25 protein-coding genes are annotated in these 21254 nt (G+C 48.2%); 6 read left to right on the forward strand and 19 right to left on the reverse strand.

Annotation, left to right across the window (positions count from 1 at the left end; all coding sequences use genetic code 11):
• Nucleotides 1-23: 23 nt before the first annotated feature.
• The 19 genes from LRY47_RS01530 to LRY47_RS01620 form a co-directional block, all read right to left on the reverse strand.
• Nucleotides 24-1271 (reverse strand): pitrilysin family protein, encoded by a 1248-nt coding sequence (locus tag LRY47_RS01530; RefSeq protein ID WP_295221831.1) that lies wholly within the window; start codon nt 1269-1271, stop codon nt 24-26.
• Nucleotides 1268-1870: a phosphoribosylglycinamide formyltransferase gene (gene purN, locus LRY47_RS01535; protein WP_295221833.1), complete on the reverse strand. Its 603-nt coding sequence runs from the start codon at nt 1868-1870 to the stop codon at nt 1268-1270. The genes LRY47_RS01530 and purN overlap by 4 nt, the downstream gene beginning before the upstream one ends.
• Entirely contained in the window at nt 1867-2892 is a 1026-nt protein-coding gene (gene purM, locus LRY47_RS01540) for a phosphoribosylformylglycinamidine cyclo-ligase (RefSeq protein WP_295221834.1), read from the reverse strand. The genes purN and purM overlap by 4 nt, the downstream gene beginning before the upstream one ends.
• A gap of 9 nt (nt 2893-2901) precedes the next feature.
• Nucleotides 2902-4419 carry a response regulator gene (locus LRY47_RS01545; protein ID WP_295221836.1) on the reverse strand — a complete coding sequence of 506 codons (1518 nt, stop codon included), beginning with the start codon at nt 4417-4419 and terminating at the stop codon, nt 2902-2904.
• Nucleotides 4420-4515: 96 nt separating this feature from the next.
• Nucleotides 4516-5010 (reverse strand): pantetheine-phosphate adenylyltransferase, encoded by a 495-nt coding sequence (coaD, locus tag LRY47_RS01550; protein ID WP_295221837.1) that lies wholly within the window; start codon nt 5008-5010, stop codon nt 4516-4518.
• Entirely contained in the window at nt 5007-5546 is a 540-nt protein-coding gene (gene rsmD / locus LRY47_RS01555) for a 16S rRNA (guanine(966)-N(2))-methyltransferase RsmD (RefSeq protein WP_295221839.1), read from the reverse strand. Before rsmD ends, coaD begins: the two co-directional genes overlap by 4 nt.
• On the reverse strand, nt 5467-6492 hold the full coding sequence (locus tag LRY47_RS01560; protein ID WP_295221842.1) for a radical SAM protein: 1026 nt from the start codon (nt 6490-6492) through the stop codon (nt 5467-5469). The genes rsmD and LRY47_RS01560 overlap by 80 nt, the downstream gene beginning before the upstream one ends.
• Complete coding sequence (rnc, locus tag LRY47_RS01565) at nt 6482-7186, reverse strand: ribonuclease III (RefSeq protein ID WP_295221845.1); 705 nt, start codon at nt 7184-7186, stop codon at nt 6482-6484. The genes LRY47_RS01560 and rnc overlap by 11 nt, the downstream gene beginning before the upstream one ends.
• Nucleotides 7179-8426: a beta-ketoacyl-ACP synthase II gene (fabF, locus tag LRY47_RS01570; RefSeq protein WP_295221848.1), complete on the reverse strand. Its 1248-nt coding sequence runs from the start codon at nt 8424-8426 to the stop codon at nt 7179-7181. The genes rnc and fabF overlap by 8 nt, the downstream gene beginning before the upstream one ends.
• A 74-nt stretch (nt 8427-8500) precedes the next feature.
• Nucleotides 8501-8737 (reverse strand): acyl carrier protein, encoded by a 237-nt coding sequence (locus LRY47_RS01575; RefSeq protein ID WP_295221849.1) that lies wholly within the window; start codon nt 8735-8737, stop codon nt 8501-8503.
• A 134-nt stretch (nt 8738-8871) separates the two neighbouring features.
• Nucleotides 8872-9624 (reverse strand): 3-oxoacyl-[acyl-carrier-protein] reductase, encoded by a 753-nt coding sequence (gene fabG / locus LRY47_RS01580; protein WP_295221852.1) that lies wholly within the window; start codon nt 9622-9624, stop codon nt 8872-8874.
• Between the two features lie 2 nt (nt 9625-9626).
• Nucleotides 9627-10541, reverse strand: a complete 915-nt coding sequence (fabD, locus tag LRY47_RS01585; RefSeq protein ID WP_295221855.1) for an ACP S-malonyltransferase — start codon at nt 10539-10541, stop codon at nt 9627-9629.
• A 106-nt stretch (nt 10542-10647) separates the two neighbouring features.
• Complete coding sequence (locus tag LRY47_RS01590) at nt 10648-11625, reverse strand: beta-ketoacyl-ACP synthase III (RefSeq protein WP_295221857.1); 978 nt, start codon at nt 11623-11625, stop codon at nt 10648-10650.
• A gap of 83 nt (nt 11626-11708) precedes the next feature.
• Nucleotides 11709-12731 (reverse strand): phosphate acyltransferase PlsX, encoded by a 1023-nt coding sequence (gene plsX / locus LRY47_RS01595; protein WP_295221859.1) that lies wholly within the window; start codon nt 12729-12731, stop codon nt 11709-11711.
• A 1-nt stretch (nt 12732) separates the two neighbouring features.
• Nucleotides 12733-12915, reverse strand: a complete 183-nt coding sequence (gene rpmF, locus LRY47_RS01600; protein ID WP_295221862.1) for a 50S ribosomal protein L32 — start codon at nt 12913-12915, stop codon at nt 12733-12735.
• Between the two features lie 43 nt (nt 12916-12958).
• Nucleotides 12959-13456 carry a DUF177 domain-containing protein gene (locus tag LRY47_RS01605; RefSeq protein ID WP_295221865.1) on the reverse strand — a complete coding sequence of 166 codons (498 nt, stop codon included), beginning with the start codon at nt 13454-13456 and terminating at the stop codon, nt 12959-12961.
• 195 nt (nt 13457-13651) lie between these two features.
• Entirely contained in the window at nt 13652-13954 is a 303-nt protein-coding gene (hisE, locus tag LRY47_RS01610) for a phosphoribosyl-ATP diphosphatase (protein WP_295221868.1), read from the reverse strand.
• Nucleotides 13955-13958: 4 nt separating this feature from the next.
• Nucleotides 13959-14726 carry an imidazole glycerol phosphate synthase subunit HisF gene (gene hisF, locus LRY47_RS01615; RefSeq protein ID WP_295221869.1) on the reverse strand — a complete coding sequence of 256 codons (768 nt, stop codon included), beginning with the start codon at nt 14724-14726 and terminating at the stop codon, nt 13959-13961.
• A gap of 62 nt (nt 14727-14788) precedes the next feature.
• Complete coding sequence (locus LRY47_RS01620) at nt 14789-15445, reverse strand: Crp/Fnr family transcriptional regulator (RefSeq protein ID WP_295221871.1); 657 nt, start codon at nt 15443-15445, stop codon at nt 14789-14791.
• 101 nt (nt 15446-15546) lie between these two features.
• Between LRY47_RS01620 and LRY47_RS01625 the strand changes: the two genes are divergently transcribed.
• Genes LRY47_RS01625 through LRY47_RS01650 form a run of 6 tightly spaced genes read left to right on the forward strand, consistent with a single transcriptional unit; the run spans nt 15547 to nt 21210 of the window.
• Nucleotides 15547-16410 carry a TonB-dependent receptor plug domain-containing protein gene (locus LRY47_RS01625; RefSeq protein WP_295221873.1) on the forward strand — a complete coding sequence of 288 codons (864 nt, stop codon included), beginning with the start codon at nt 15547-15549 and terminating at the stop codon, nt 16408-16410.
• Nucleotides 16398-17645 (forward strand): TonB-dependent receptor, encoded by a 1248-nt coding sequence (locus tag LRY47_RS01630; RefSeq protein ID WP_295221876.1) that lies wholly within the window; start codon nt 16398-16400, stop codon nt 17643-17645. Before LRY47_RS01625 ends, LRY47_RS01630 begins: the two co-directional genes overlap by 13 nt.
• Nucleotides 17645-18394 carry a class I SAM-dependent methyltransferase gene (locus tag LRY47_RS01635; RefSeq protein ID WP_295221878.1) on the forward strand — a complete coding sequence of 250 codons (750 nt, stop codon included), beginning with the start codon at nt 17645-17647 and terminating at the stop codon, nt 18392-18394. Before LRY47_RS01630 ends, LRY47_RS01635 begins: the two co-directional genes overlap by 1 nt.
• On the forward strand, nt 18388-19464 hold the full coding sequence (locus tag LRY47_RS01640; protein WP_295221881.1) for an ABC transporter substrate-binding protein: 1077 nt from the start codon (nt 18388-18390) through the stop codon (nt 19462-19464). Before LRY47_RS01635 ends, LRY47_RS01640 begins: the two co-directional genes overlap by 7 nt.
• Complete coding sequence (locus LRY47_RS01645) at nt 19458-20474, forward strand: iron ABC transporter permease (protein ID WP_295221883.1); 1017 nt, start codon at nt 19458-19460, stop codon at nt 20472-20474. The genes LRY47_RS01640 and LRY47_RS01645 overlap by 7 nt, the downstream gene beginning before the upstream one ends.
• A complete protein-coding gene (locus LRY47_RS01650) occupies nt 20461-21210 on the forward strand; it encodes an ABC transporter ATP-binding protein (protein WP_295221886.1) in 750 nt (249 codons plus the stop codon). Before LRY47_RS01645 ends, LRY47_RS01650 begins: the two co-directional genes overlap by 14 nt.
• Nucleotides 21211-21254: the final 44 nt, after the last annotated feature.

The following is a 21254-nucleotide window of genomic DNA, read 5'->3' on the forward strand; positions in this document are numbered from 1 at the left end:
ATACTGCAACCGAAACAAATTCATCAGTTCAGTATATATACAGTTTTGGGGCCTTCAAATATCCTGGACGCCCTTTTGATGTCCTCTTTCGTGATGTGGCGAAGTACGTCGATGTAATTCTCGAAATAGCTGCTCGAAAGCCCTACGTTCTCGAAGAAACAAGCGTACCATGCCTGTTTGGAGTTGGTCTGCGACTCGGTGAGTATCTTGCCCAGCATATAGTTTTTAACAGCCTCAAGCTCTTCGTCTGTGAGGGTCTCTATGAAAGTCCTGTTTATCCTGTCGATTGATTCCACCGCATCCGGAATATTTTCGGAGTTCAGCCCGATGTAAGACATAAACCTTGACCGGCAGAGTTTCGATCCGTAAGCCGAACCTACGGAATAGGCATAGCCTTTGTCTTTGCGCAGTTCGTTAAAATATCTGCTGCTCATTCCGCCGCCTAGTATGTCCGCAATGACCTTAATGGAAGGATAATCCTTATCACCTGCATCGGGAGCTGTGTAGCCTATATAAAGTTTCGCCTGTTTGGCGTTCTTGTCTTTCTCTTCAATTCGGGAATCTTTAGTTATCTCGCTTCCTTCGCATGATGGAACGTATTCTTTTCCGGCAGGAAGCGCCGCAAAGATGGCGCGGATGCGTCCCATCTGGTCGTCTGTGAAGTTACCCGCCACAGCAAGCGTGATGTTCTTTCCTGCGAACATCTCCTTCGCATATGCCTTCATGTCTGCTTCAGTGAGGGATTCCACACTTTTAAGAGTGCCTTCGGAGGGCAGACCGTAAGGGTGTGAGCCGTATGTAGCTTTATTAAAGTTATTAAATGATCTTGATGAGGGGTTGTCTTCTGCGGAAATTATAGCCTCTTTCAGCAGATTCTTTTCACGCTTGAACACCTCGCTGTCGACAACGGGGTTGTTCAGCATTGTAGAGTAAAACCCGATAAGCTTGTCAAATTTGTCTGAAGGGATGGAGAATGAAACCTCCATGAAATCCGAACTAGCGGATGCGGATATACTCCCGCCGTAAAACTCAACCTGTTTAAGCAGTTCGCTGCTCTTAACCCATGCCGATGTGAAAAGATCGCCCAGACCGTTATTCTTTTCAGTCTCTCTTATGGTGCCGCCCTTAACAAAAAATACAATAGACATAGTGTTAGTATACGGGCGTTTGATCTCGATAACTCTGACACCGTTTTCCATAACAGGCTTTCCTCCGGCATAAACATAAAGCGAGCTGAACAGGCTCAGCAGACAAATTAAAAATATTCTCATATCACAAAGACCTTGCGTCCTTCAACCTTAAGTTTGTCAGCACAGAACAGTGCCACAGCCTCAGGGTATATTCTGTGTTCTTCTTTCAGTATACGCTCGGAGAGTGTGTGGTCATCATCATCCTGATTAACGGGTACCACCGCCTGAAGGATTATGCTTCCGTGATCCATCTCCTCATCAACGAAATGCACGGTGCATCCTGCGAATTTCACACCGTACTCGAAAGCCTGTTTCTGAGCATCCAGCCCCTTGAACGAAGGGAGAAGAGAAGGATGTATGTTGAGTATCCTGTTGCGGAACTCGCTGACGAAATAAGGTGATATGATGCGCATGAAGCCAGCCAGACAGATAAGCTCTACACCGTTCTCTCTGAGGATACGCACCAGTTCCCTGTCATAAGCTTCGCGTCCGTCGAACTCTTTCGGGTTAACGAACACTGCGTTCAGCCCCTGTTCCCGTGCAAACTCAAGCCCCTTTGCGTCGGCTTTGTTGCTTATAACAACGGCTATCTCACCGTTTATAGCGCCTTCGTCTATTTTCTTTTTGATTGATATAAAGTTACTGCCGCGACCGGACAGAAGAACTGCTATCTTTTTCAATTCACACCCTCAATCTCCACTTCTCCGGTGGATGTTACACTGCCTATGACAGCCGCATCGTCCAGAAGTTTGATAATTTTATCCGCTTCGGACTTTTCAACTGCAATGATAAAACCGACGCCCATGTTGAAAACCCTGTAGAGTTCTTTGGGCGCAACACCTGACTTTTCGAGAATAAATTTATATATTTCAGGCAGTTTGAAGGTTTTCGGGTCTATTTTGCATCCTGTGCCTTCGGGAAGCACTCTGGGTATGTTGTCGTAAAATCCGCCGCCGGTGATATGCACCATTCCTTTGATGTCGATACCTTCGGCAAGCAGTTTCATGATATGGGGAACATATATTTTTGTGGGAATGAGAAGTGCGTTCTTAAGCTTCGTGTCGCCGTATACAACGTCGTCGGGTTTCATGCCGAGGCTGTCAAAGAACAGCTTGCGCGCCAGTGAAAATCCGTTGCTGTGCAGACCGCTGGAAGATATACCCACCAGAACGTCGCCCGCCTTTATGCGTTCGCCTGTGATAGCCTTTGGCTTGTCCAATATACCGACCGCGAATCCGGCGAGGTCGAAATCATCGCCCGCATACATTCCGGGCATCTCCGCAGTTTCGCCCCCGACGAGAGGACAGTCGGATATGCGGCACCCTTCGGCAATACCTTTAACAACTTCCGCCATCTTCTCGGCGGAAAGTTTGCCTGTCGCCATATAATCCAGAAAGAACAGCGGTTTGGCACCAGTTACAATTATATCGTTTACACACATGGCAACAAGGTCAATCCCGACAGTGTCCAGAATATTAGTATCTATAGCCACTTTCAGTTTTGTTCCCACTCCGTCGGTTCCCGACACAAGAACGGGATGTTCCATGCCCTTCATACAGGACACATCAAAAAATCCGGCGAATCCGCCTATGCTTCCCAGCACGTTTTTATTGTATGTGGACTCGACCGTCTTTTTTATTACCGATACGAAACGGTTGCCCTCGTCAATATCAACGCCGCTTGATTTGTAATCCAGAGACACACTCTCCCCCTATTTTCCTTTTACAAGTCTTTCTATCTCTTTTCTGATGGCGCGCTCCACAAGAACTGGAAGCTCCTCCTCCAGAATACGGGTTATCTTATCTGTCAGAACCTCTTTTATGGCAAATTTCAGAGTATCCTCATCAATCGCCTCGTATACTGCTTCAACAAGTTTTTCCTCGCTGATGCGTATCATGGGTTCTGGGTCTATTATCCCTTTATCTTCAATGTATTCGGGTTCTTCCTCAATATGAGGTTCAGGCTCGGCAGAAGGTTCTTCATATGCTGGCATATCAGTATGCACATCATCCGATTCTATCGGGTCATGCACCTGCTCTTCCATAACATCGCTGAGCGAAAGTTCCGCCTGGATATCGGTAAGAACGGTTTCAACCGTCTCGTCAAGAGCTTCTTCCGCATCGTTCAGTGTTGCGTCGGCATGTGTCACATCTTCTGAAATATGTTCTTCGTTTATACCGTCGAGGATATTGTCAAGCTCGTCCCCTTCCGGTTCATCAAGCTCGCTGAACAGATTCTCCTGTTCAGCCTCTGTCAGCTCTGTCTCCGGTTCAAGTACTACCTCAACAGTCTCTTCCGGCTCTTCCTGTTTCTCTTCTTTTTCCTCAAGCTGATCCTCATCAACCTCAATCAGTCCTTCAAACGTTTCCTGAGGTTCGGTTCCGGTCTGCTCAGGTTCATCCTCTATAACCTCTTCCGGCTCAGGAACTGTCATTGCAAGCTCCGCAGCAAGTCTCTCTTCCTCTTTCTTTCGTTCCTCTTCCGCAAGGAGCTGGTCTTCGTCAACCTCTATCAGCCCTTCAAACGCACTGGAAGAAGGAGCCGCCGAACGACCTATATCAGCAAGGGCATCCTCTGCCACCGACGGCATTTCCACTTTGGTCACAGGATGCACCTGCACAGGTTCTTCAAAAACCGCTTCTTTCTGTATCTCAGGCTCTTCCTGTATTTCCGGTTCAGCCTGTACCGCTTGCTCTTCAAAAAGCTCTTCGGGAATTGTCACATCTTCAACAGTTGCGGGGAGTTCCTCCTCTTCGGGTTCCTCCTCCGTGAGCATCATCTCCATCTCTTCTGGGACGTCGGTCATAGCCGCCGCAAGTTCTTCATCCGTGGGAGTTTCAGATATATCGAGTGTTTCATGATAGGGTGCGCTGTTGAATCCGCTTGCTATCTTTTCTTCAAGAGTTTTCGCGTCGAATGGTTTGTATATGAAATCGTCTGCGCCGACTATATGGCAAAGATTGCTGTCAAACTGGTCAAAGGCGCCTGTGAGCAGGATTATCACAACATTTCCCGCCGCATTCCGCAGTGCCGCTATCATGTCTTTTGAAGCTATGTCGCCGAGTTTGTTGTCCAGAAGAATCAGGTCGGGTTTGTCTGTTTTTATATGACTCAGAGCTTCTTCTTTGCTGAACACCTTGACAACATCGTATTTTTCCTTGTCCAGACAAAGGTCTATGACCCTGTGGATGGTAACGCTGTCGTCGATAAGCATTATTCTCTTCTTCATATAACACCCCTGACCGATTGATTCACAATTCACCGCTTCAGAAAACCTGACAAATCATGATAACATCATAATGCTGATTAATCAACGGATTAAGGCTTATCTGCACTCCATTTCGGGCTTGCCGAAACGCTCGATGATACGTTTGTTCACACAGGCGGGAACAAACTGGGCAACATCGCCTGCGTGGAGGGCAACCTCGCGTATGGTGCTTGAGCTTAAGAAGATATGCTCCTGTGTGGGCATAAGAAAAACGCTTTCACAGTCCGGATCCATGTTTCTGTTCATGAGTGCGAGCTGAAACTCAAACTCAAAGTCGCTCACAGCCCGCAGACCGCGCACAACAACGTTCGCTTTATGCTTTTTGAGAAAATTCACCAGCAGGCAGGTGAAAGGCACTACAGTTACCTGCGGCATATACGCCATGGTTTCTTTAGCCATCTCCACTCTCTCTTCCAGAGTGAACGCAGTCCCCTTTTTTTTATTCTCGGACACAGCAAGAATGACATTGCCGAACAGCTTTACCGCCCGCTCAGCAATATCCACATGACCGTTTGTCATCGGGTCGAATGTTCCGGGATAGACTGCAATCATTTGCCACCGCCGCCTGCCGCGAGATAATATATTTTCGTATCGCCGTATTTTTTCTCATTCTCTATAAAAAAGTCTGTATTTGCAACATCAAATGGTGAACGGAAGCTCTCTTCAAATACGATTGTTCCGCCCTCTGCCAGAAGTTCTCCGTCTGCTATCATACCCAGAAGCTCCGCAGGAGCGTATTTACCGTATGGCGGATCGATGAAGATAACGTCAAACTTTCCTGTAAGCGTCGGAAGAATTTTTATAACGTCGCCTTTTATGATATCTGTGCTGTCTTCCATGTCTTTGATATTCTTTTTGACGAATGTAACGTCAGTATCCACAAAAACTGCCTTGTCTGCGCCGCGGCTTATCGCCTCTATACCGTATGACCCTGTTCCGCAGAAGAGGTCGAGAACATGCGCACCCTCCACAGTATCAAAAAGAACGGAAAATACAGCGTTGCGTACCTTATCCGTTGTGGGGCGAACCGACAAGTCTTTCGGCGTGAAAAGCTGCCTGCCTTTGAATGTACCGCTTATAACTCTCAACTTCAGTTATCCTCTTGCATATTGTTCTGATGTCGGGCTTTGCGCCCTCTTTTATCTCAAGTCTGCCCTCACAGGCTTCTCTGTTATATCCGTTATAACCGTATGCAGTGTTTATATATTTCCTGTCCAGAGCCAGATTATGCCCCAAACCTAAATATATGGCAACGGCTATTGTTTTAACCATGTCTCCGGTCGCCGGATGATACTCACCCGCGGCGATCTGCTCCTGCATACTCTCAGCGTCCTGTAAACCGATGCGGATAACCTCTATATCTTCCGCCTCAAACAGTATAAGACCATACGCACAGCGTGCCAGTGTCTCTGCCAAAGGAAGACAGACGTGTTCGCCGGACAGCCAGAGAGAATAGAGTTCCGTATCTTTCAGTACAACACATGGGTATATGCGCACATATTCAGGCTTTACACTCAGCACAGAAGTCACTGTGGCGTCGAAGCTACAAAAATTCTCGCCGTACATGCCTGTCATTATCTGTGCGGAAAGTTTTTTAATGTGTTTTTTTACCGTGTGCAGCGCTTGAATGGTCTCTTCTGAATTACATGGACGTTTATTAAGCTTAAGAACGTCATCGTCAAGACTCTGCACACCTATCTCAACTGTCTCTACACCTTTTGCCGCAGCCTCTGCCATATTTGCGTCGGTTACACAATCCGGGCTGGTGGAGAAACGCAACTTTTTGAAACCATAGCCGCGAGCAATAGAATAAAGCCTCTGCTGAAGCGCGTCAGGCAGACAGGTAAAGCTTCCCCCGTAGTAGGCGAGCTCATCCCAGTTATCTGATATATCAAGATATTTTCTTATCTGCTGTTCGACTGATGAAAGAATTTCAGAAGGATTCTGACCTGTAATTGAGTTTTGACTGCAATAGACGCATCTTTGTCTGCATCCGGCGAAAGGAATGAATACGGGAAGTATCCTATTTTTCATTACCCAGTTTCTTGAGCGCTTTTGCCGCGGCAGCTTTCTCTGCGTTCTTTTTTGTCTTTCCCTTGCCCTCTTCAGTAACAAGTCCTTCGACATGCACCCGAACCAGAAAAATCTTGTCATGCTCGGGACCGGATTCGTCCAGAACCGTATATTCAGGCAGGGTGCCGAACTGGCGCTGGGTTATCTTCTGCAGTTCGCTTTTGGAATCTATAAAGGTGCTGTTTGAAATATCCTCGTCAATTCTTGTACCGAAATGGTCGATGATGATCTTGCGCGCTTCGTCATAACCGCCGTCAAGATAGATGGCAGCCACCACGGATTCAAATATATCGCAGAGGAGTGATTCTTTATATTTGCCGCCGGACGCTTTTTCACCTTTGCCAAGAAGGATGTGATCCCCAAGCTCCATCTCAGTTGCGACCTTGCTCAGAAATCCTTCACTGACGAAAAAGCCCCGAAGTTTTGAGAGAAGTCCCTCGTCATAGTCCTTATATCTGTCCAGCAGATATTCCGTGACTATGAGCTGAAGAACTGCGTCGCCCAAAAATTCGAGCCGTTCATAGTTTTTGTTGTTCTTCTTCTCATGGGCGTAAGATCTGTGGGTCAGAGCCTCCAACACCACAGACCTGTCGCCAAAGCTGTAACCTAGCTTATGTTCGAGAGTTTCGAGATCCGAACTCAGCTTTTTATTCATATCTCTTAAATATTAATGTACCGTTTGTTCCGCCGAATCCGAACGAGTTGCTGAGAGCGTATTTGAAATCACATTTCTCAGGCTTATTGGGAACGTAGTAAAGATCGCAGTCGGGATCGGGGGTGGTATAGTTTATTGTCGGGGGGAGTATGCCTTTTTCAAGCGCCATACAGCAGTAGATAGCTTCAACGGAACCTGCCGCACCGAGAAGGTGACCTGTCATTGATTTTGTTGAGCTGATCTTCACATTTTTAGCATGATCGCCGAAAACTTTTTTAACAGCAAGAGTTTCTATCTTATCGTTAAAAGGAGTTGAAGTGCCGTGTGCGTTTATATAGCCGATGTCTTCGGGTTTAATACCTGCGTCCTCAAGTGCCGCCTGCATACATCTCATAGCGCCGTCACCTGTTTCATCGGGTGCTGTCATGTGATATGCATCGGCAGACGCGCCGTACCCTGCATATTCGCCGTAAATTTTTGCGCCTCTCGCCATAGCGTGCTCGTATGACTCAAGAAGCATGATGCCGCAGCCTTCGCCCATAACAAAACCGTCACGGTCTGAATCGAAGGGACGTGAAGCCTTTTCGGGGTCGTCGTTTCTGCGTGAAAGTGCCTTCATATTGCCGAAACCGCCGATGGAAAGCGACGTGATGGCGCTCTCTGTGCCGCCTGCGAGCATAACGTCGGCATATCCGTGCTGAATAAGTCTTGCCGCCTCGCCCACAGAATGGGTTCCTGTTGTGCAAGCTGTAACGATGCTGTAGTTAGGTCCTTTGAATCCGAATTCAATAGATACCGCACCGCTCGCCATGTTTATGATGGAAGTGGGGATGAAAAAGGGTGAAATCTTCTTAACGCCCTTCGCATCAAAATCTCTTGTGGTGTCTTCAATAGCTTTGAAGCCGCCGATACCTGAACCGATGTGAGTACCGCATCTGGTGAGATCGGCCTTTTCCAAATCGAAGTTCGCCATTTTCACAGCGATAGCTGAAGCAGCGATGGCAAAAATTACGAACTGTTCGTGCCTTTTGACAGCTTTGGGGTCTTTAACATACTGGGCGGCATCAAAATCGTCAACAACACCTGCAAACTTAACAGGGAGTTCCTCAGTGTTAAGTCTTTCAGCAGGAATATATTTGATTCCGCTCTTACCGTTCATAAGAGCATCCCAGTTTTTCTCATTTCCGCTGCCGAGGGGAGTTACAAGCCCGTAGCCTGTTACAACTACTCTTCTCTTCACAAAATCCTCCATTTAGAAAAGGTCGGGGGGACAACCTTAACGGAAATCCCCCCTCATCTGAATTATGATAAAATTTACGCTTTTGCTTTTTCGATGTGAGAAATGGCATCGCCGACAGTTTTGATCTTTTCAGCTTCCTCATCGGGAATTTCAAGATCGAACTCTTCTTCAAAAGCCATGATAAGCTCAACAGTGTCAAGAGAGTCAGCGTCAAGGTCGTCTATGAAAGATGCGTCTTCTGTAACTGCGTCCGCATCAACATTAAGCTGCTCAACAATAATCTCTTTTACTTTAGCTGCGATATCTGACATTTTCTGTCCTCCTATGATCTCTTTAAAGAATTATCTTCTTCTCATCACATTGCATGTGTTATTTACTAAATATTGCGGCAGAAATCCAGTCATTTTAATTTCCGCCTTATATATAAGCTTCTTACGAAGCTTTATCACATGTACATTCCGCCGTTGACGTGGATTGTCTGACCTGTGATATAGTCTGATGCGGGTGACGCAAGGAACATTACGGCTTCCGCAACATCGTCCGCCTCGCCCAGTTCGCCAAGAGATATCTTCGCGAGCATTGCGTCCACAACTTCTTTGGGAAGTCCGTCTGTCATTGCGGTGCGGATGAAGCCGGGAGCAACAGCGTTAACTCTGATACCACGGCTTGCAAGTTCCTGTGCGGAAGTTTTTGTGAGACCGACCAGCCCCGCTTTGCTTGCGGAATAGTTAGCCTGTCCTGCGTTTCCTGAAAAACCTACTACGGAAGCGATGTTTACGATCTTTCCGTATCTCTTTTTCATCATGCCTTTAAGAGCGGCTTTTGTACAGATGAACGCGCCTTTAAGGTTGATGTCGAGAACTCTTTCCCACTGTTCAACCTTCATACGCATGATGAGCCCGTCCTGAGTGATCCCTGCGTTATTCACAAGGATGTCCACAGTGCCGAGTGTGCCTTCAACCTCTTTTATCATTGCCTCAACGCTGTCCTCTTTTGAAACGTCGGCAGCAAACGCAGCTGCAACGCCGCCTTTGTCTGTGATCTCTTTAACAACAGCTTCTGCATCGGCTTTGATGTTTGCGATGTCGATATAGTTCACCGCAACTTTTGCACCCTGTGCGGCCATTTTAAGCGCGATGATACGGCCAATGCCGCTGGAAGCGCCTGTAACCAGCGCTACTTTTCCTTCAAGTACCATGTTTACTCCGGTAAATCCGCGACCTTGGAAACGTTTTCAACGGTCACGTTTTTGTCTATTTTTTTGATGAGCCCCGCAAGAACCTGTCCTGCTCCCACCTCTATGAATCTGTCCACCCCTGAGTTTACCATATTTTTTATCAGGGTTGTCCATAAAACTGCTCCGTCCACCTGTCTGCAAAGCGCATCGTAAACATCAGCAGAGTTCTTTTCTTCTTTAGCATCAACGTTATTGAACACAGGAGTGTTCAGGTCTTTTATGACTATGTTATTTTTGAGGTAATCCGCCATCTTCTCTCTGGCGGGTCTCATGAGCGAGCAGTGGAAGGGTGCTGAAACCGGAAGCAGAAGAGCTCTTTTCGCTCCTTTTGCCTTTATCTTCTCTGAGAATTCTTCAACCGCTTCTTTATGCCCTGCAACAACTATCTGTCCGGGGCAGTTAAAGTTTGCGGGTTCAACAACCTTAACGCCGGAAACCTCTTTACAGGTTTCAACAACCGCCTCGTCGTCTATACCCATAACAGCAGCCATAGCGCCGACGCCCACAGGTACGGCGTCCTGCATGAACTTTCCTCTGTTGTGGACGGCAAGAACGCCCTCTTCAAATGTGAAGCCGCCAGCCGCAACAACCGCAGAATATTCCCCCAGAGAATGTCCGGCGAAATAATCCGCCTTAACTCTGTTTTTAAGCACTTCCCAGATACCGACACTCATTGTGAGCAGTGCGGGTTGGGTGTTGTATGTGGTTTTAAGTTCCTCTTCGGAACCTTCAAACATTATCTTTGTCAGGCTGTAGCCCAGAGCCGAATCAGCCTTATCGAAAATCGCTTTAACTTCCGGCATGGCATCATAAAAATCCTTTCCCATGCCTACGAACTGTGACCCCTGTCCGGGGAAAACAACCGCTGTCTTACCCATTATATATGTCTCCTTATATCTCCCCCTTTATAAAAGGGGGATTAAGGGGGATTTAATTAAGAAAATCCACCCCGACCCTCCTTTGCTAAAGGAGGGAGGGAAATAATCAGAACGTAAACGCCATGCTTCCCCATGTAAGTCCGCCGCCGAATGCCGCAGACACAACGTTGTGTCCGCGCTGTATACGTCCGTCGCGTACAGCCTGATCAAGCGCCGTGGGGATAGTTGCCGCTGACGTGTTCCCATAGTTTGTAAGGTTAATTATCACCTTCTCTTTGTCAAGTCCAAGTCTCTTCGCAGCCGCGTCGATGATACGCAGATTTGCCTGATGAGGAATCATCCAGTCAATCTGGTCGGATGAAAATCCGGCAGCATCCGCCGCTTCCTGTGCCGCATCCGCCATAGCCCGCACGGCAATTTTGAACACATCGTTGCCCTTCATTTTTATCATGTGGTCGATGGCGGGTTCATTTATCATTTTTTTCAGATACTGCGATCCGAGATTGTCCTGTTTAAGAAGCTCGCCGTATTCCCCATCGGCATAGTTGAATATGCTTCTGATGCCGGGTGTGGAATCAGCAGAGACAACAGCCGCACCCGCTCCGTCACCGAAAAGGATGCATGTCGATCTGTCGCGCCAGTCAACGCATGCTGTGAGATGTTCCGCACCGATGACCAGAATATTTCTGGCACCTCCGGAGCGTATCATGCCATCAGCGACACGCACTCCGTAAAGGAAGCCTGAACATGCCGCAGCAATGTCAAACGCCATGCACGGCTTTGCGCCGAGTTTGTATTGAACTCTGCAAGCTGTTGAAGGCATTATGGTATCCGGAGAAAGTGTACCAACTATGATGGCGTCAAGCTCGTTAGCGTTCAGCCCAGCCATTTCAAGCGCTCTCTTACCTGCTTCCGTTGCCATATCGCTGCAGGATTCTTCTTCTGCAACGTGCCTCTGCTTTATACCTGTGCGGGTTACGATCCATTCATCCGAAGTATCAAGAAATTGAGCGATATCATCATTGGTCATTATTTTAGAAGGGAAATAGGAACCGGTTCCTGTGAATCTTGAATATATACTCATGCGCCACCTGAAAGTTCAGCAAAAATTAATTAGTTACCATGTCGAACTTTTCGGGAACATTGTTCCAGAAACAGACATTTTTGTCAACTCGTAATACCTGTGTCTGCTTTGGGGAGGGCTTTCTCTATCTGGTCATTGAGTTTTTGCTTCGCAAGCTCATACGCCATTTTGATACTGTATTTCACAGCGGTGGAATTTGAGCTTCCGTGACCTATGATACATACGCCGTTTACCCCGAGAAGAGGTGCGCCGCCGTATGATGAGTGATCCGCCTTCTTTTTGATCCTTTTAAGCGCGGGGATCATGAAGAGAGCGCCTATTTTTGAAAGTGTGGATGAGCGTATTTCATCCTTAAGCATTTTTGAAATATACCAGCCTGCGGACTCGGACACCTTAAGCGCCACGTTTCCGGCAAACCCGTCAACAACTATAACGTCGGAAGTGCCTCTGAAAAGATCTTTGCCTTCGACATTGCCGTAAAAGTTGATGACACCGCGGTTTCCAAGTTCTGAAAGTTCTTTGAAAACCGTTTTGGTGGTCTCGTTCCCTTTAACGTCCTCTTCGCCCACAGACATAAGACCGACGGTGGGTTTCTCTTTTTCCATCACGATAGATGCATACGCACTCGCCATGATTGCAAACTGAATGTAGTTTTCAACCTTGCAGTCAACGTTAGCACCCACGTCGCACATCACGGTATGCCCTTTAACTGTGGGCATGACAGCAGCGATGGCGGGACGGTCTATCCCGGGAAGAGTTTTCAGCACCATTTTGGCAACAGCCATGACAGCGCCGGTGTTACCCGCACTGTAAAATGCCGCGCCGCTTCCGTCTTTCACAAGACGCAGACCTTCATGGATAGAGGAATTCCTCTTTGCCCTGATAATCTGTGAAGGAAGGTCATCCATAGTGACGACCTGATCGGCATGAACAATTTCGATATTTTTCGAGGCTTTCGGACCACAGGCATCAAGCTCTGCTTTGACCTGTTTCTCATCCCCGACAAGGATAAGTTCAGTTCCGAATTCCTGAACAGCTATAACGGCACCCTTGACAATCTCATGCGGGGCGTAGTCTCCCCCCATGGCATCAACGACGACTTTCATGTTATATCTCTTCTTTCGCCACTACCTGTTTCTTGTTGTAATACCCGCATGAAGGACATACTCTGTGGTTGAGCTTAAGCTCGCCGCAGTTTGAGCATTTGCTGTAAGCCATTGTTGTTGCATGGTGATGGCTTCTTCTGTTGCCCTTTTTCATTCTGGAAGTTTTACCCTTCGGTACACCCATTTTAATACTCCTGTATCAGAGTAGCTGTGTCATCTGCACAGCCTCAATTATTTTTTAATTTATCAAGTCCCGACCATCTGGGGTCGGTCACGTCTTTGCATTTACATTTGCCAAGGTTGAGGTTCTCTCCGCACTGGGGACAAAGCCCTTTGCAGTCCTCTCCGCATATCATTCTGACGGGGAGGTGAAATACAACCTCCTGACGGACTATCTCCTCGAGATTTATCTCGTCCTCTTCCACCCAGCAGACGCCCATATCGTCGTCTGTAAGCTCCGTCTCTTCTTTAACATCCTCAAGACTCTGACGCATAAGCTGTATGCCCGCGGTCTGTTTTCCGAACCCTGTCACAGGTTCCAGACATCTGGCGCAGGGCGCTTCAAAACTGTAGCTGAACTCAACATCCAGAAACAGTCCCGAATCTGTGGGGATGAGCTCCGCAGAGAAGTTCTCCACGTTAACCTTCATGTCGTCTTCGGTAAAGGCGAAGTCTCCCTCGAAATGTCCGCCTTCCGCAAGAAGTTCTTCAAAAGACAGCTTCACGATATCAACTCCTGAAAGCCCTGACCGTTTAAGGGTCAAAGAGCAACAATACTAGTCATACAAATTCTGAAAGTCAAGTTTATTTTATCGCCCTGTTCCACAAGCCCCTTCAATGAAGGAGTACCAAGGGTGATTTACATTTACTATTAAGAAAATCCACCCCAACCCTCCTTTGTTAAAGGAGGGAGAAAGTCCTTATTTTCGTATACCCGAATGCCCGAAACGCTCTGTGAGCACTGCCGTGACTTCCTCAAAAGCTACGCCTCTCATTTCAAGAGCAACTATCATATGATATAAATAGTCGGCAGCTTCACCTGCCACGTCTCTGTCAGTTTCGACAAGGATAGCCTTTATAAGTTCCGCGTTCTCCTCGCCAAGTTTTTTAATTATCTTGTTGGTGCCGCCCTGCAATAGCTTACAGGTATATGATTCGTCTGACGGATTCGCTTTTCGCTCGCGAACCACATCGACAAGTTTGCCGATTATTGATACATCCATCGCCTTACTCCGTTATCCTCACCGGAACGTTGCGTTCCGCAAGAAACTTTTTAACTTCGCCTACGGAATATTCCCGAAAGTGAAAAATGCTAGCAGCAAGCGCTGCGTCCGCCTTTCCCTCTGTCAGTCCGTCATATATATGCTGAGGGTTGCCTACGCCTCCGCTGGCGATAACAGGTATTCCCACAGCCTCAGCAACGGCACGGTTAAGCCCGTTGTCATATCCGTCCTTTGTTCCGTCGCAATCCATGCTTGTAAGTAAAATCTCGCCCGAACCGAAACTCTCCATCTTCGCCGCCCATTCAAGAACGTCTATCCCCGTGGCATTTCGTCCGCCATGGGTATAGACCTCCCAGCCCTCGCCATTATGTCTGCGTTTTGCATCTATGGCAACGACGATACACTGGGAACCGAACCGGAGCGCCGCTTCTTTTACAAACTCCGGTCGATGCACAGCCGCAGTGTTTATCGACACCTTGTCCGCGCCGGAGTTCAGCAGATTTCTGATATCCTTTATCTCGCGAACGCCTCCGCCCACCGTAACAGGCATAAAAACACGTTCAGCCGTGCGTGCAACAACATCAAGAATTATGCCTCTGTTGTCTGAACTGGCTGTTATATCAAGAAAAGTAAGTTCATCTGCGCCCTGTGCGTCATATATTTCGGCAACCTCCACAGGGTCGCCGGCATCTCTGAGATTTACAAAATTCGTACCCTTAACAACCCGTCCGTCTTTAACATCCAGACAGGGAATAATGCGTTTTGCCAGCATAATTATACCTTTAATAATATTGTACGAAAATAATGGACTAAATAGAGAAAAGGGTCAAGAAATTAAAAGTTGAGCTGAACTTCCCTGCCCTTTATGGTCAGACATCCGTCCTTCGTCATCTGTTTTATGACGCGGGACAGGTTTTCAGGGGTACTGCCCAGAAGCACAGCCAGCTCGCATCTGGGAACAGGCAGGCGGAACCGTCTGTTACGCTCCCTTTTTGAAAACTGCTCAAGGTATGCGCAAAGACGTTCCCGCGTGCCGTTCAGCGCATGGGATTCTATCAGCCCGACAAGATGCACCATATCCAATGCACACCTTTGAAGCTGGTTTTCCAGAAGCTCACTGTCCGCCATAATGAGCTTCTTTATACAGTCCCTCTCCACCATGAGGATTTCCGAATTTTCAAGCGTCATGGCACCGAAAAGACTTTTTGTTACCACAATGCCCGAATCGCTGAGTTCACCGGGAAAAATGTACTTAATTGTTATCTCTCTGCCGTCCTCCCGTATCCTGTTCAAACGAACAAGTCCGTTCACAAGAAAACAACAGTGCGCCGAATTTTCTCCCTGCGCAAAAAGAACCTCCTGCCTTCCGTAGCGGACAAAACTGCTTTTCGACATGACAGCATCCGCAAGCGCCTTAGTATGCTTTCTGAACCTCAGACGGACAAAATCGTCCACAGCATCTTTTTTTCCCGAAATCTTAACATGTGTCAATGAATCCCACCTTTATTAATGATACTAAAAATCAATATCAACTGATTCGGAATTTTTGTCAACTGAAAACATACCAACAAGTATGATATCCGGAGGTTATTATGAAGAAACTTCTGCCGGCGGCCGTTGTGCTGCTTCTGGCATCAACGGCATCTGCGGACAAAAACAGCATGATGCAGGACACCATCTATTTTGAGACGGTGAAAGTAACGGACACAGCCGTTTCGGAAGGACAAACGCTTCAGTCCACCAGTGCGACCGTTCAGGAAAAGAAGAAGAGCAACAATATTGCGGATTTCATTGAACAGGATCCTGAAATCAGCCTTAAACGCAGGAGCGCTTTCGGCGACAGCGGCGATATTCTCACTATAAGAGGGCAGAGCGGTCAGCGTATCATGCTGAACCTAGACGGACGCAATCTGAACTCAACAGGCGTTAACGGCGGCAACTACATAGATTTCAACACGATCCCGCTGGATAACATCGAAAAGATTGAAATAATCAAGGGCGGAAGCAGTGCAGAATACGGGAATAACGCTATCGGCGGCGTTATCAACGCATACACAAGGCGCCCGGCAAGCGATCCGTCAATAACCTTTTACGGAACTATGGGCGGATGGAACGCAAGCGACGACTTTATGAACCTTCGGGGCAGTTATTCCCAGAAATTCGGCAATCTGGGCATCAGTCTGGGCATGAGCCGTCAGGAGGCTGACGCGTACCTCTGGAACAACGACTACCGCTCAACTCACATAGCTCCGAAGTTATATCTCACAACACCGTGGAAAGGTGAGTTCATCGCGGGACTTGACTACACAAAAACACGCAGAGGACTGATAAAGAATAACCGCGCGTCCCTGGACCCTGATTCCGACGGATGGAGCCAGACAATAAACTCTGACTCCCCACTCTCACTCGGTGACGTATTCTCCGGCGCGCCGGTGGAAAAGCTATGTCTGTCATAGGTGAAGGCGCACACTCAAACGTCGAGAAAAAGCTATACAGCACGTCATATTCTCAGCCCATAGGAAGCAGCGTCTACTTTGAGCTGTCGGCATACAAAAACGACGAGGACAGGTCTGACATCAACTATTCCGACGGCACCGGAGGCGTTGCGGCGGGTGAACTGGTTCTGGACAGAGAGGTTGAAGTTGACAGCAGCTACGGGTACAAAGCTAAAGTTGATGCCGAATTCGGAGTGCACAATGTAATTTTCGGAGCGGAACAGAAGAACCTCAGAGGCGGCGAGATCGACGTAAACTACGTTGCCGCAAGCTGGAAAGGCAGCATTGCCAGTTCCGATTCCGACCACAAAATATACAACACGGGCGTCTTCGTTTCCGATTCATGGAAACTCACCGACAGATTTACAATTGACCTCGGTCTGCGTTTCGACGATTACGAGGCGAGCCAGCTCAAAAGCGGAAGCAGGGTCAAATATGACGACAGCAAGGTAACGCCAAAACTCGGCGCCACATATGCACTCACTCCGTCGGACAAAATAGGAATGTTCGTCTACCAGAGCTACAGAACCCCTGTCGCAAACGAGATGAACCACTACATTGACGGATTAAGCTATTCCATGCTGGCGGCTAAAGACCTTAAAGCGGAAACGGCAAACGCGATCGACCTTGTTTACAAGCACACTTTCGGTTCAAAAGGTTTTGCGAAAGTGTCCGCTTTTTACTATGACATTGACGATTATCTCCTTTTCGGGAGCAAACCGGACGGCACCAGCGGACGCATCGCATATAATATTGATAACGCGAAATTCACTGGCGTAAGCACCGACGGAAGATACAACGTAACATCAAAACTCAGCCTGAACGCCGGTCTTGCATGGCAGAAAACTGAAAAAGAGGGAGACCCCGTCGCAGATGCATATTCAGACTATGCAGACGACAAGGTTGACTACATCCCCGACTGGAAAGGTACAGCAGGCGCAAGCTGGAAATTTTCCGAAAAATTCACTCTGGACGCATCACTCAATTATGTGGGGGAGCGCAGTTACTTCTATTACGGCAAATCGCGCGAGCTTGACCCATATACAACAGTTGATGCAGGACTGACATACGCTATGTCCGAACACACAACACTTGAGGTCTATGCGGAAAACCTGCTGAACAGAACCATAGAAGAACAGTACGGCTACCCCACTGTAGGTCTGATACTCGGCGCAAGCGTCAAGCTGGTGTTCTGATGAAAAACATGATGAATCCCGAAGCGAAATGGGACAAAAAAGCGCTTACATATCCGAGATACACATCATCCGAGGATACATATGAAGCAAAGATCATCCGCACTCTGGAGGGTGCGGATGTCTCCTTTAAAGGGAAACGTGTTCTGGACGTAGGCTGCGGAAGCGGCAAATTCACCCTCAGAATTGCAAAAGAGGCGGCATCGGTTCTCGGCACGGACATTTCCTCCCAAATGCTCAGAATACTCCATGAGGATGCCGAAAAAGAGGGGGCGGATAATCTCCGCTCCCTCAAATGCACCTTTGACGATTTCGACCCGAAAGGCGAAAAATTCGATATCGTCTTCGCCTCCGTAACGCCCGCAGTAAGGACAGAAGAGCATTTCAGAAGGGTGACTGAACTTGCGGGAGAACGCGTCGTATACATCGGCTGGGCAGGCAGAAAAGAATCGGAAATGCTCTATGCCATATATGAAAGATGCGGCATAACACCCAAAATATTCAACGACGTTCCCGTGCTTAAAGAATGGCTGGCGAAACAGAACATCCCATATAAAACAATACCAGTCGAAGAGACATGGGTGAGAACTTATGACCGTGCAAAGGCGGAAGCCCTCTGCATGGAAGCAATAGAGGACAATGCTTCCGGCGCCTGCATCAAAACCGTCGCGCCGCTGCTTGACACCATGGCGGGTGCGGACGGCAGAATAACAGACAGGATGCATGTCAAAATGGAGATGATAATATGGTAAGGCTGCTGACTATACTTGCCCTGTCCGTATGTTTTGCAACAGCAAACGCGGACGTAACCATAACCGACATGATAGGCAGGAAGGTGAAACTTCCTGCCGGAAAAATTGAAAGAGTTATACCGCTGGCAAGCAGTATGAGCTTCATATCGTTCTTAAACGCGCAAAATATGGTGGTCGGAATTGAAAAAACAGACACAATAAACCATGCAAAACGCACCTATGTGTATGTCAATAAGCCGATAACCGACAAACTGCCGATAATCGGCGAAGGCGGCGCGGCAAGGCGCCCGAACATAGAAGCCATGGTGGCTCTGAAACCCGACATAATATTCACTATAACAGCAGACGCTTCGGAAGCGGACATGCTCCAGCGCAAAATACGCGTTCCGGTGGTGGTACTCAGCTACGGATACACAGGGGTTGAGCTTGAAACTGTGTACAAATCTCTCCGGCTCACTGCGCAGATACTCGGCAGAAAAGAGAGAGCGGAACAGCTCATTTCGTACGTCGAGGGGCTTAAAAAAGAACTCTCATTCAGACCCAAAACCCCTGCAAAGGCATACATAGGAGCTGTTTCATATAAAGGTATCAGAGGTATAGACAGTACGGAGGCGAACTTTCTGCCTTTCCGGCTGGCTGGCATAGCTAACACTGCGGACGCGGCGGGGCGAAAGGGTCACATTTTTCTTGAAAAAGAATACGTCGTGATGCTGAATCCGCCTCTGGTTTTTATCGACAGCGCAGGTTTCGCCACTGCATCACAGCAGGCGGCAAAATCGCCGGAGCTTTATAAACGCCTGAACGCTTTCAAAACCGGAAGAGCATATCTCATACCGGCTAACACCTTCTATTACATAAACATCGACCTGATGCTGTCCAATGCCTTTTTCATGGCAAAGACGGCATATCCGGAAGCATACGCAAATCTTGATCCTGAAAAGAAAGCGGGCGAGATAATCAAAGCCTTCACAGGGCAAAACGTATTTGATGTGATCAAAAACGATTCAGGCGGATACAAACGCATTTCACTTTCACCTGACGGATTCAAAACAGAGGAAATCAAATGGTAAGTCGGCTTATTTTCTGGGTTGTCCTTTCGCTACTGCTTATAATTTTCGTTCTGTCGGCGCTGAAACATGGAGCCATAGAACGTTCGTGGGCGGATACCGCATCGGCTCTTTTCGGAGTCGGCAATGACGAAGACCTGCAATATTTCATATGGCATCTTCGGCTTCCCCGCATAGCTGCGGCACTGGCTGTGGGCGGCGCACTGTCTGTCAGCGGCGTGATACTGCAGAACATACTCAACAACCCCCTCGCCTCCTCCTTCACCCTCGGACTTTCACAGGGCGCGGCATTCGGAGCGACCTTTTCAATAATAATTCTCGGTGCGGGAACGGGGCTGTTCGCAGGGCTTGGCAACGTCGCAATTGGCGCTTTCGCAGGTTCAATTCTTTCGGCGCTTATAATCCTGCTGTTCTCGTTCGTACGCGGTATGACACCTCAGGGGCTGATCCTTGCAGGTGTTGCAATGTCGGCGTTCTTCAGCGCCTGTACAATGCTTCTGCAGTTCTTTTCCACAGACACACAGCTTGCGGCGGCGGTCTTCTGGACGTTCGGCGACCTTGGCAAAGGAGGCTGGAGCGAAGCCCTCACAGTGCTTATCGTAACGATGGCTGGCATACTGTTCTCTCTTCGCCTTAGCTGGAGCTACAACGCAATACAATGGGGAGAACTCTCCGCATCCGGTCTTGGCGTCGAAGTGAAAAAAATACGCATAGCGTCTCTTGCGGCGACATCTGTCATGGCGGCTTTCGCAACCGCATACTACGGTGTGATCGGTTTCGTCGGTCTTATCGCGCCGCACATGGTGCGTCTTATCTTCCGCCATTCAGGTCACGGGTTTCTTATTCCGGCATCCGCAGTTCTTGGCGGCGTTTTCCTTCTTGGTGCCGACCTTATGGGGCAGCTGATGTTCTATCCCATATCGCTCCCCGTGGGCGTGATAACCGCATTCGCGGGGGTGCCTATGTTCCTTTTCCTGCTTCTTAGGAGGTCTATGAAACATGCTAACCGCTGAAAACCTTACTTTTAAGCTCAAGAACGGCAGAAAAATACTGGATAACGTGTCATTTTCGCTCGGCGCGGGAGAACTTTGCGCAGTTATCGGGCCCAACGGGGCGGGCAAATCCACCATGATGAAAATTGCCTGTGCCATAATGAAACCCACTGGCGGAAAGGTAACGGTAAAAGATAAAAACATATCGGGGATGAAACGCCACGAAATCGCAAAACATATAGCATACCTGCCGCAGTTCACCCACGCCGTACCCTGTACGGTTTACGATTCTGTGCTTCTGGGGCGCAAACCCCACATAAGCTGGCACCCGGGGCAAAACGACAGAAACATCGCGGATAGAGTGATGAACGAAATGGGGATAGACTGCATGCGGGACAAATGCGTCACGGAGATATCCGGCGGCGAGTTTCAGAAAACGCTTATAGCCCGCGCGCTTGTTCAGCAGGCGGAGATACTTATGCTGGACGAACCGATAAACCACCTGGATGTTAAAAACCAGCTCGACATCATGGACAGCATTGCAGAAATAACAAAGCGCTCAAAGCTTGCCACTCTGGTGGTCATGCACGACCTGAATCTCGCCATGCGCTACGCTGAGACCATTATGCTGATGCACAACGGAAAGATACTTTACCACGGTTGTAAGAGCGGGCTTACGGACAAACACCTTACCGAAGCCTATAGAACTGAAATAAGTATCAGACAGGTGGAGGGGAAATACGCAGTGATATTTTAGGCGGTTGAAAAGAGAGATTGCTTCGCTTACGCTCGCAAAGACAA

This window comes from Seleniivibrio sp., from assembly GCF_021209385.1.
Lineage (GTDB): Bacteria > Chrysiogenota > Deferribacteres > Deferribacterales > Geovibrionaceae > Seleniivibrio.

What these genes read in the sequence shown, in the direction of transcription:
- LRY47_RS01530 (WP_295221831.1), bottom strand. Translation starts at nt 1,271, where the DNA reads ATGAGAATATTTTTAATTTGTCTGCTGAGCCTGTTCAGCTCGCTTTAT.
- LRY47_RS01545 (WP_295221836.1), bottom strand. Translation starts at nt 4,419, where the DNA reads ATGAAGAAGAGAATAATGCTTATCGACGACAGCGTTACCATCCACAGG.
- coaD (WP_295221837.1), bottom strand. Translation starts at nt 5,010, where the DNA reads ATGATTGCAGTCTATCCCGGAACATTCGACCCGATGACAAACGGTCAT.
- LRY47_RS01560 (WP_295221842.1), bottom strand. Translation starts at nt 6,492, where the DNA reads ATGAAAAATAGGATACTTCCCGTATTCATTCCTTTCGCCGGATGCAGA.
- rnc (WP_295221845.1), bottom strand. Translation starts at nt 7,186, where the DNA reads ATGAATAAAAAGCTGAGTTCGGATCTCGAAACTCTCGAACATAAGCTA.
- LRY47_RS01575 (WP_295221849.1), bottom strand. Translation starts at nt 8,737, where the DNA reads ATGTCAGATATCGCAGCTAAAGTAAAAGAGATTATTGTTGAGCAGCTT.
- fabG (WP_295221852.1), bottom strand. Translation starts at nt 9,624, where the DNA reads ATGGTACTTGAAGGAAAAGTAGCGCTGGTTACAGGCGCTTCCAGCGGC.
- fabD (WP_295221855.1), bottom strand. Translation starts at nt 10,541, where the DNA reads ATGGGTAAGACAGCGGTTGTTTTCCCCGGACAGGGGTCACAGTTCGTA.
- LRY47_RS01590 (WP_295221857.1), bottom strand. Translation starts at nt 11,625, where the DNA reads ATGAGTATATATTCAAGATTCACAGGAACCGGTTCCTATTTCCCTTCT.
- plsX (WP_295221859.1), bottom strand. Translation starts at nt 12,731, where the DNA reads ATGAAAGTCGTCGTTGATGCCATGGGGGGAGACTACGCCCCGCATGAG.
- rpmF (WP_295221862.1), bottom strand. Translation starts at nt 12,915, where the DNA reads ATGGGTGTACCGAAGGGTAAAACTTCCAGAATGAAAAAGGGCAACAGA.
- hisE (WP_295221868.1), bottom strand. Translation starts at nt 13,954, where the DNA reads ATGGATGTATCAATAATCGGCAAACTTGTCGATGTGGTTCGCGAGCGA.
- hisF (WP_295221869.1), bottom strand. Translation starts at nt 14,726, where the DNA reads ATGCTGGCAAAACGCATTATTCCCTGTCTGGATGTTAAAGACGGACGG.
- LRY47_RS01625 (WP_295221873.1), top strand. Translation starts at nt 15,547, where the DNA reads ATGAAGAAACTTCTGCCGGCGGCCGTTGTGCTGCTTCTGGCATCAACG.
- LRY47_RS01630 (WP_295221876.1), top strand. Translation starts at nt 16,398, where the DNA reads ATGTCTGTCATAGGTGAAGGCGCACACTCAAACGTCGAGAAAAAGCTA.
- LRY47_RS01635 (WP_295221878.1), top strand. Translation starts at nt 17,645, where the DNA reads ATGAAAAACATGATGAATCCCGAAGCGAAATGGGACAAAAAAGCGCTT.
- LRY47_RS01640 (WP_295221881.1), top strand. Translation starts at nt 18,388, where the DNA reads ATGGTAAGGCTGCTGACTATACTTGCCCTGTCCGTATGTTTTGCAACA.
- LRY47_RS01645 (WP_295221883.1), top strand. Translation starts at nt 19,458, where the DNA reads ATGGTAAGTCGGCTTATTTTCTGGGTTGTCCTTTCGCTACTGCTTATA.
- LRY47_RS01650 (WP_295221886.1), top strand. Translation starts at nt 20,461, where the DNA reads ATGCTAACCGCTGAAAACCTTACTTTTAAGCTCAAGAACGGCAGAAAA.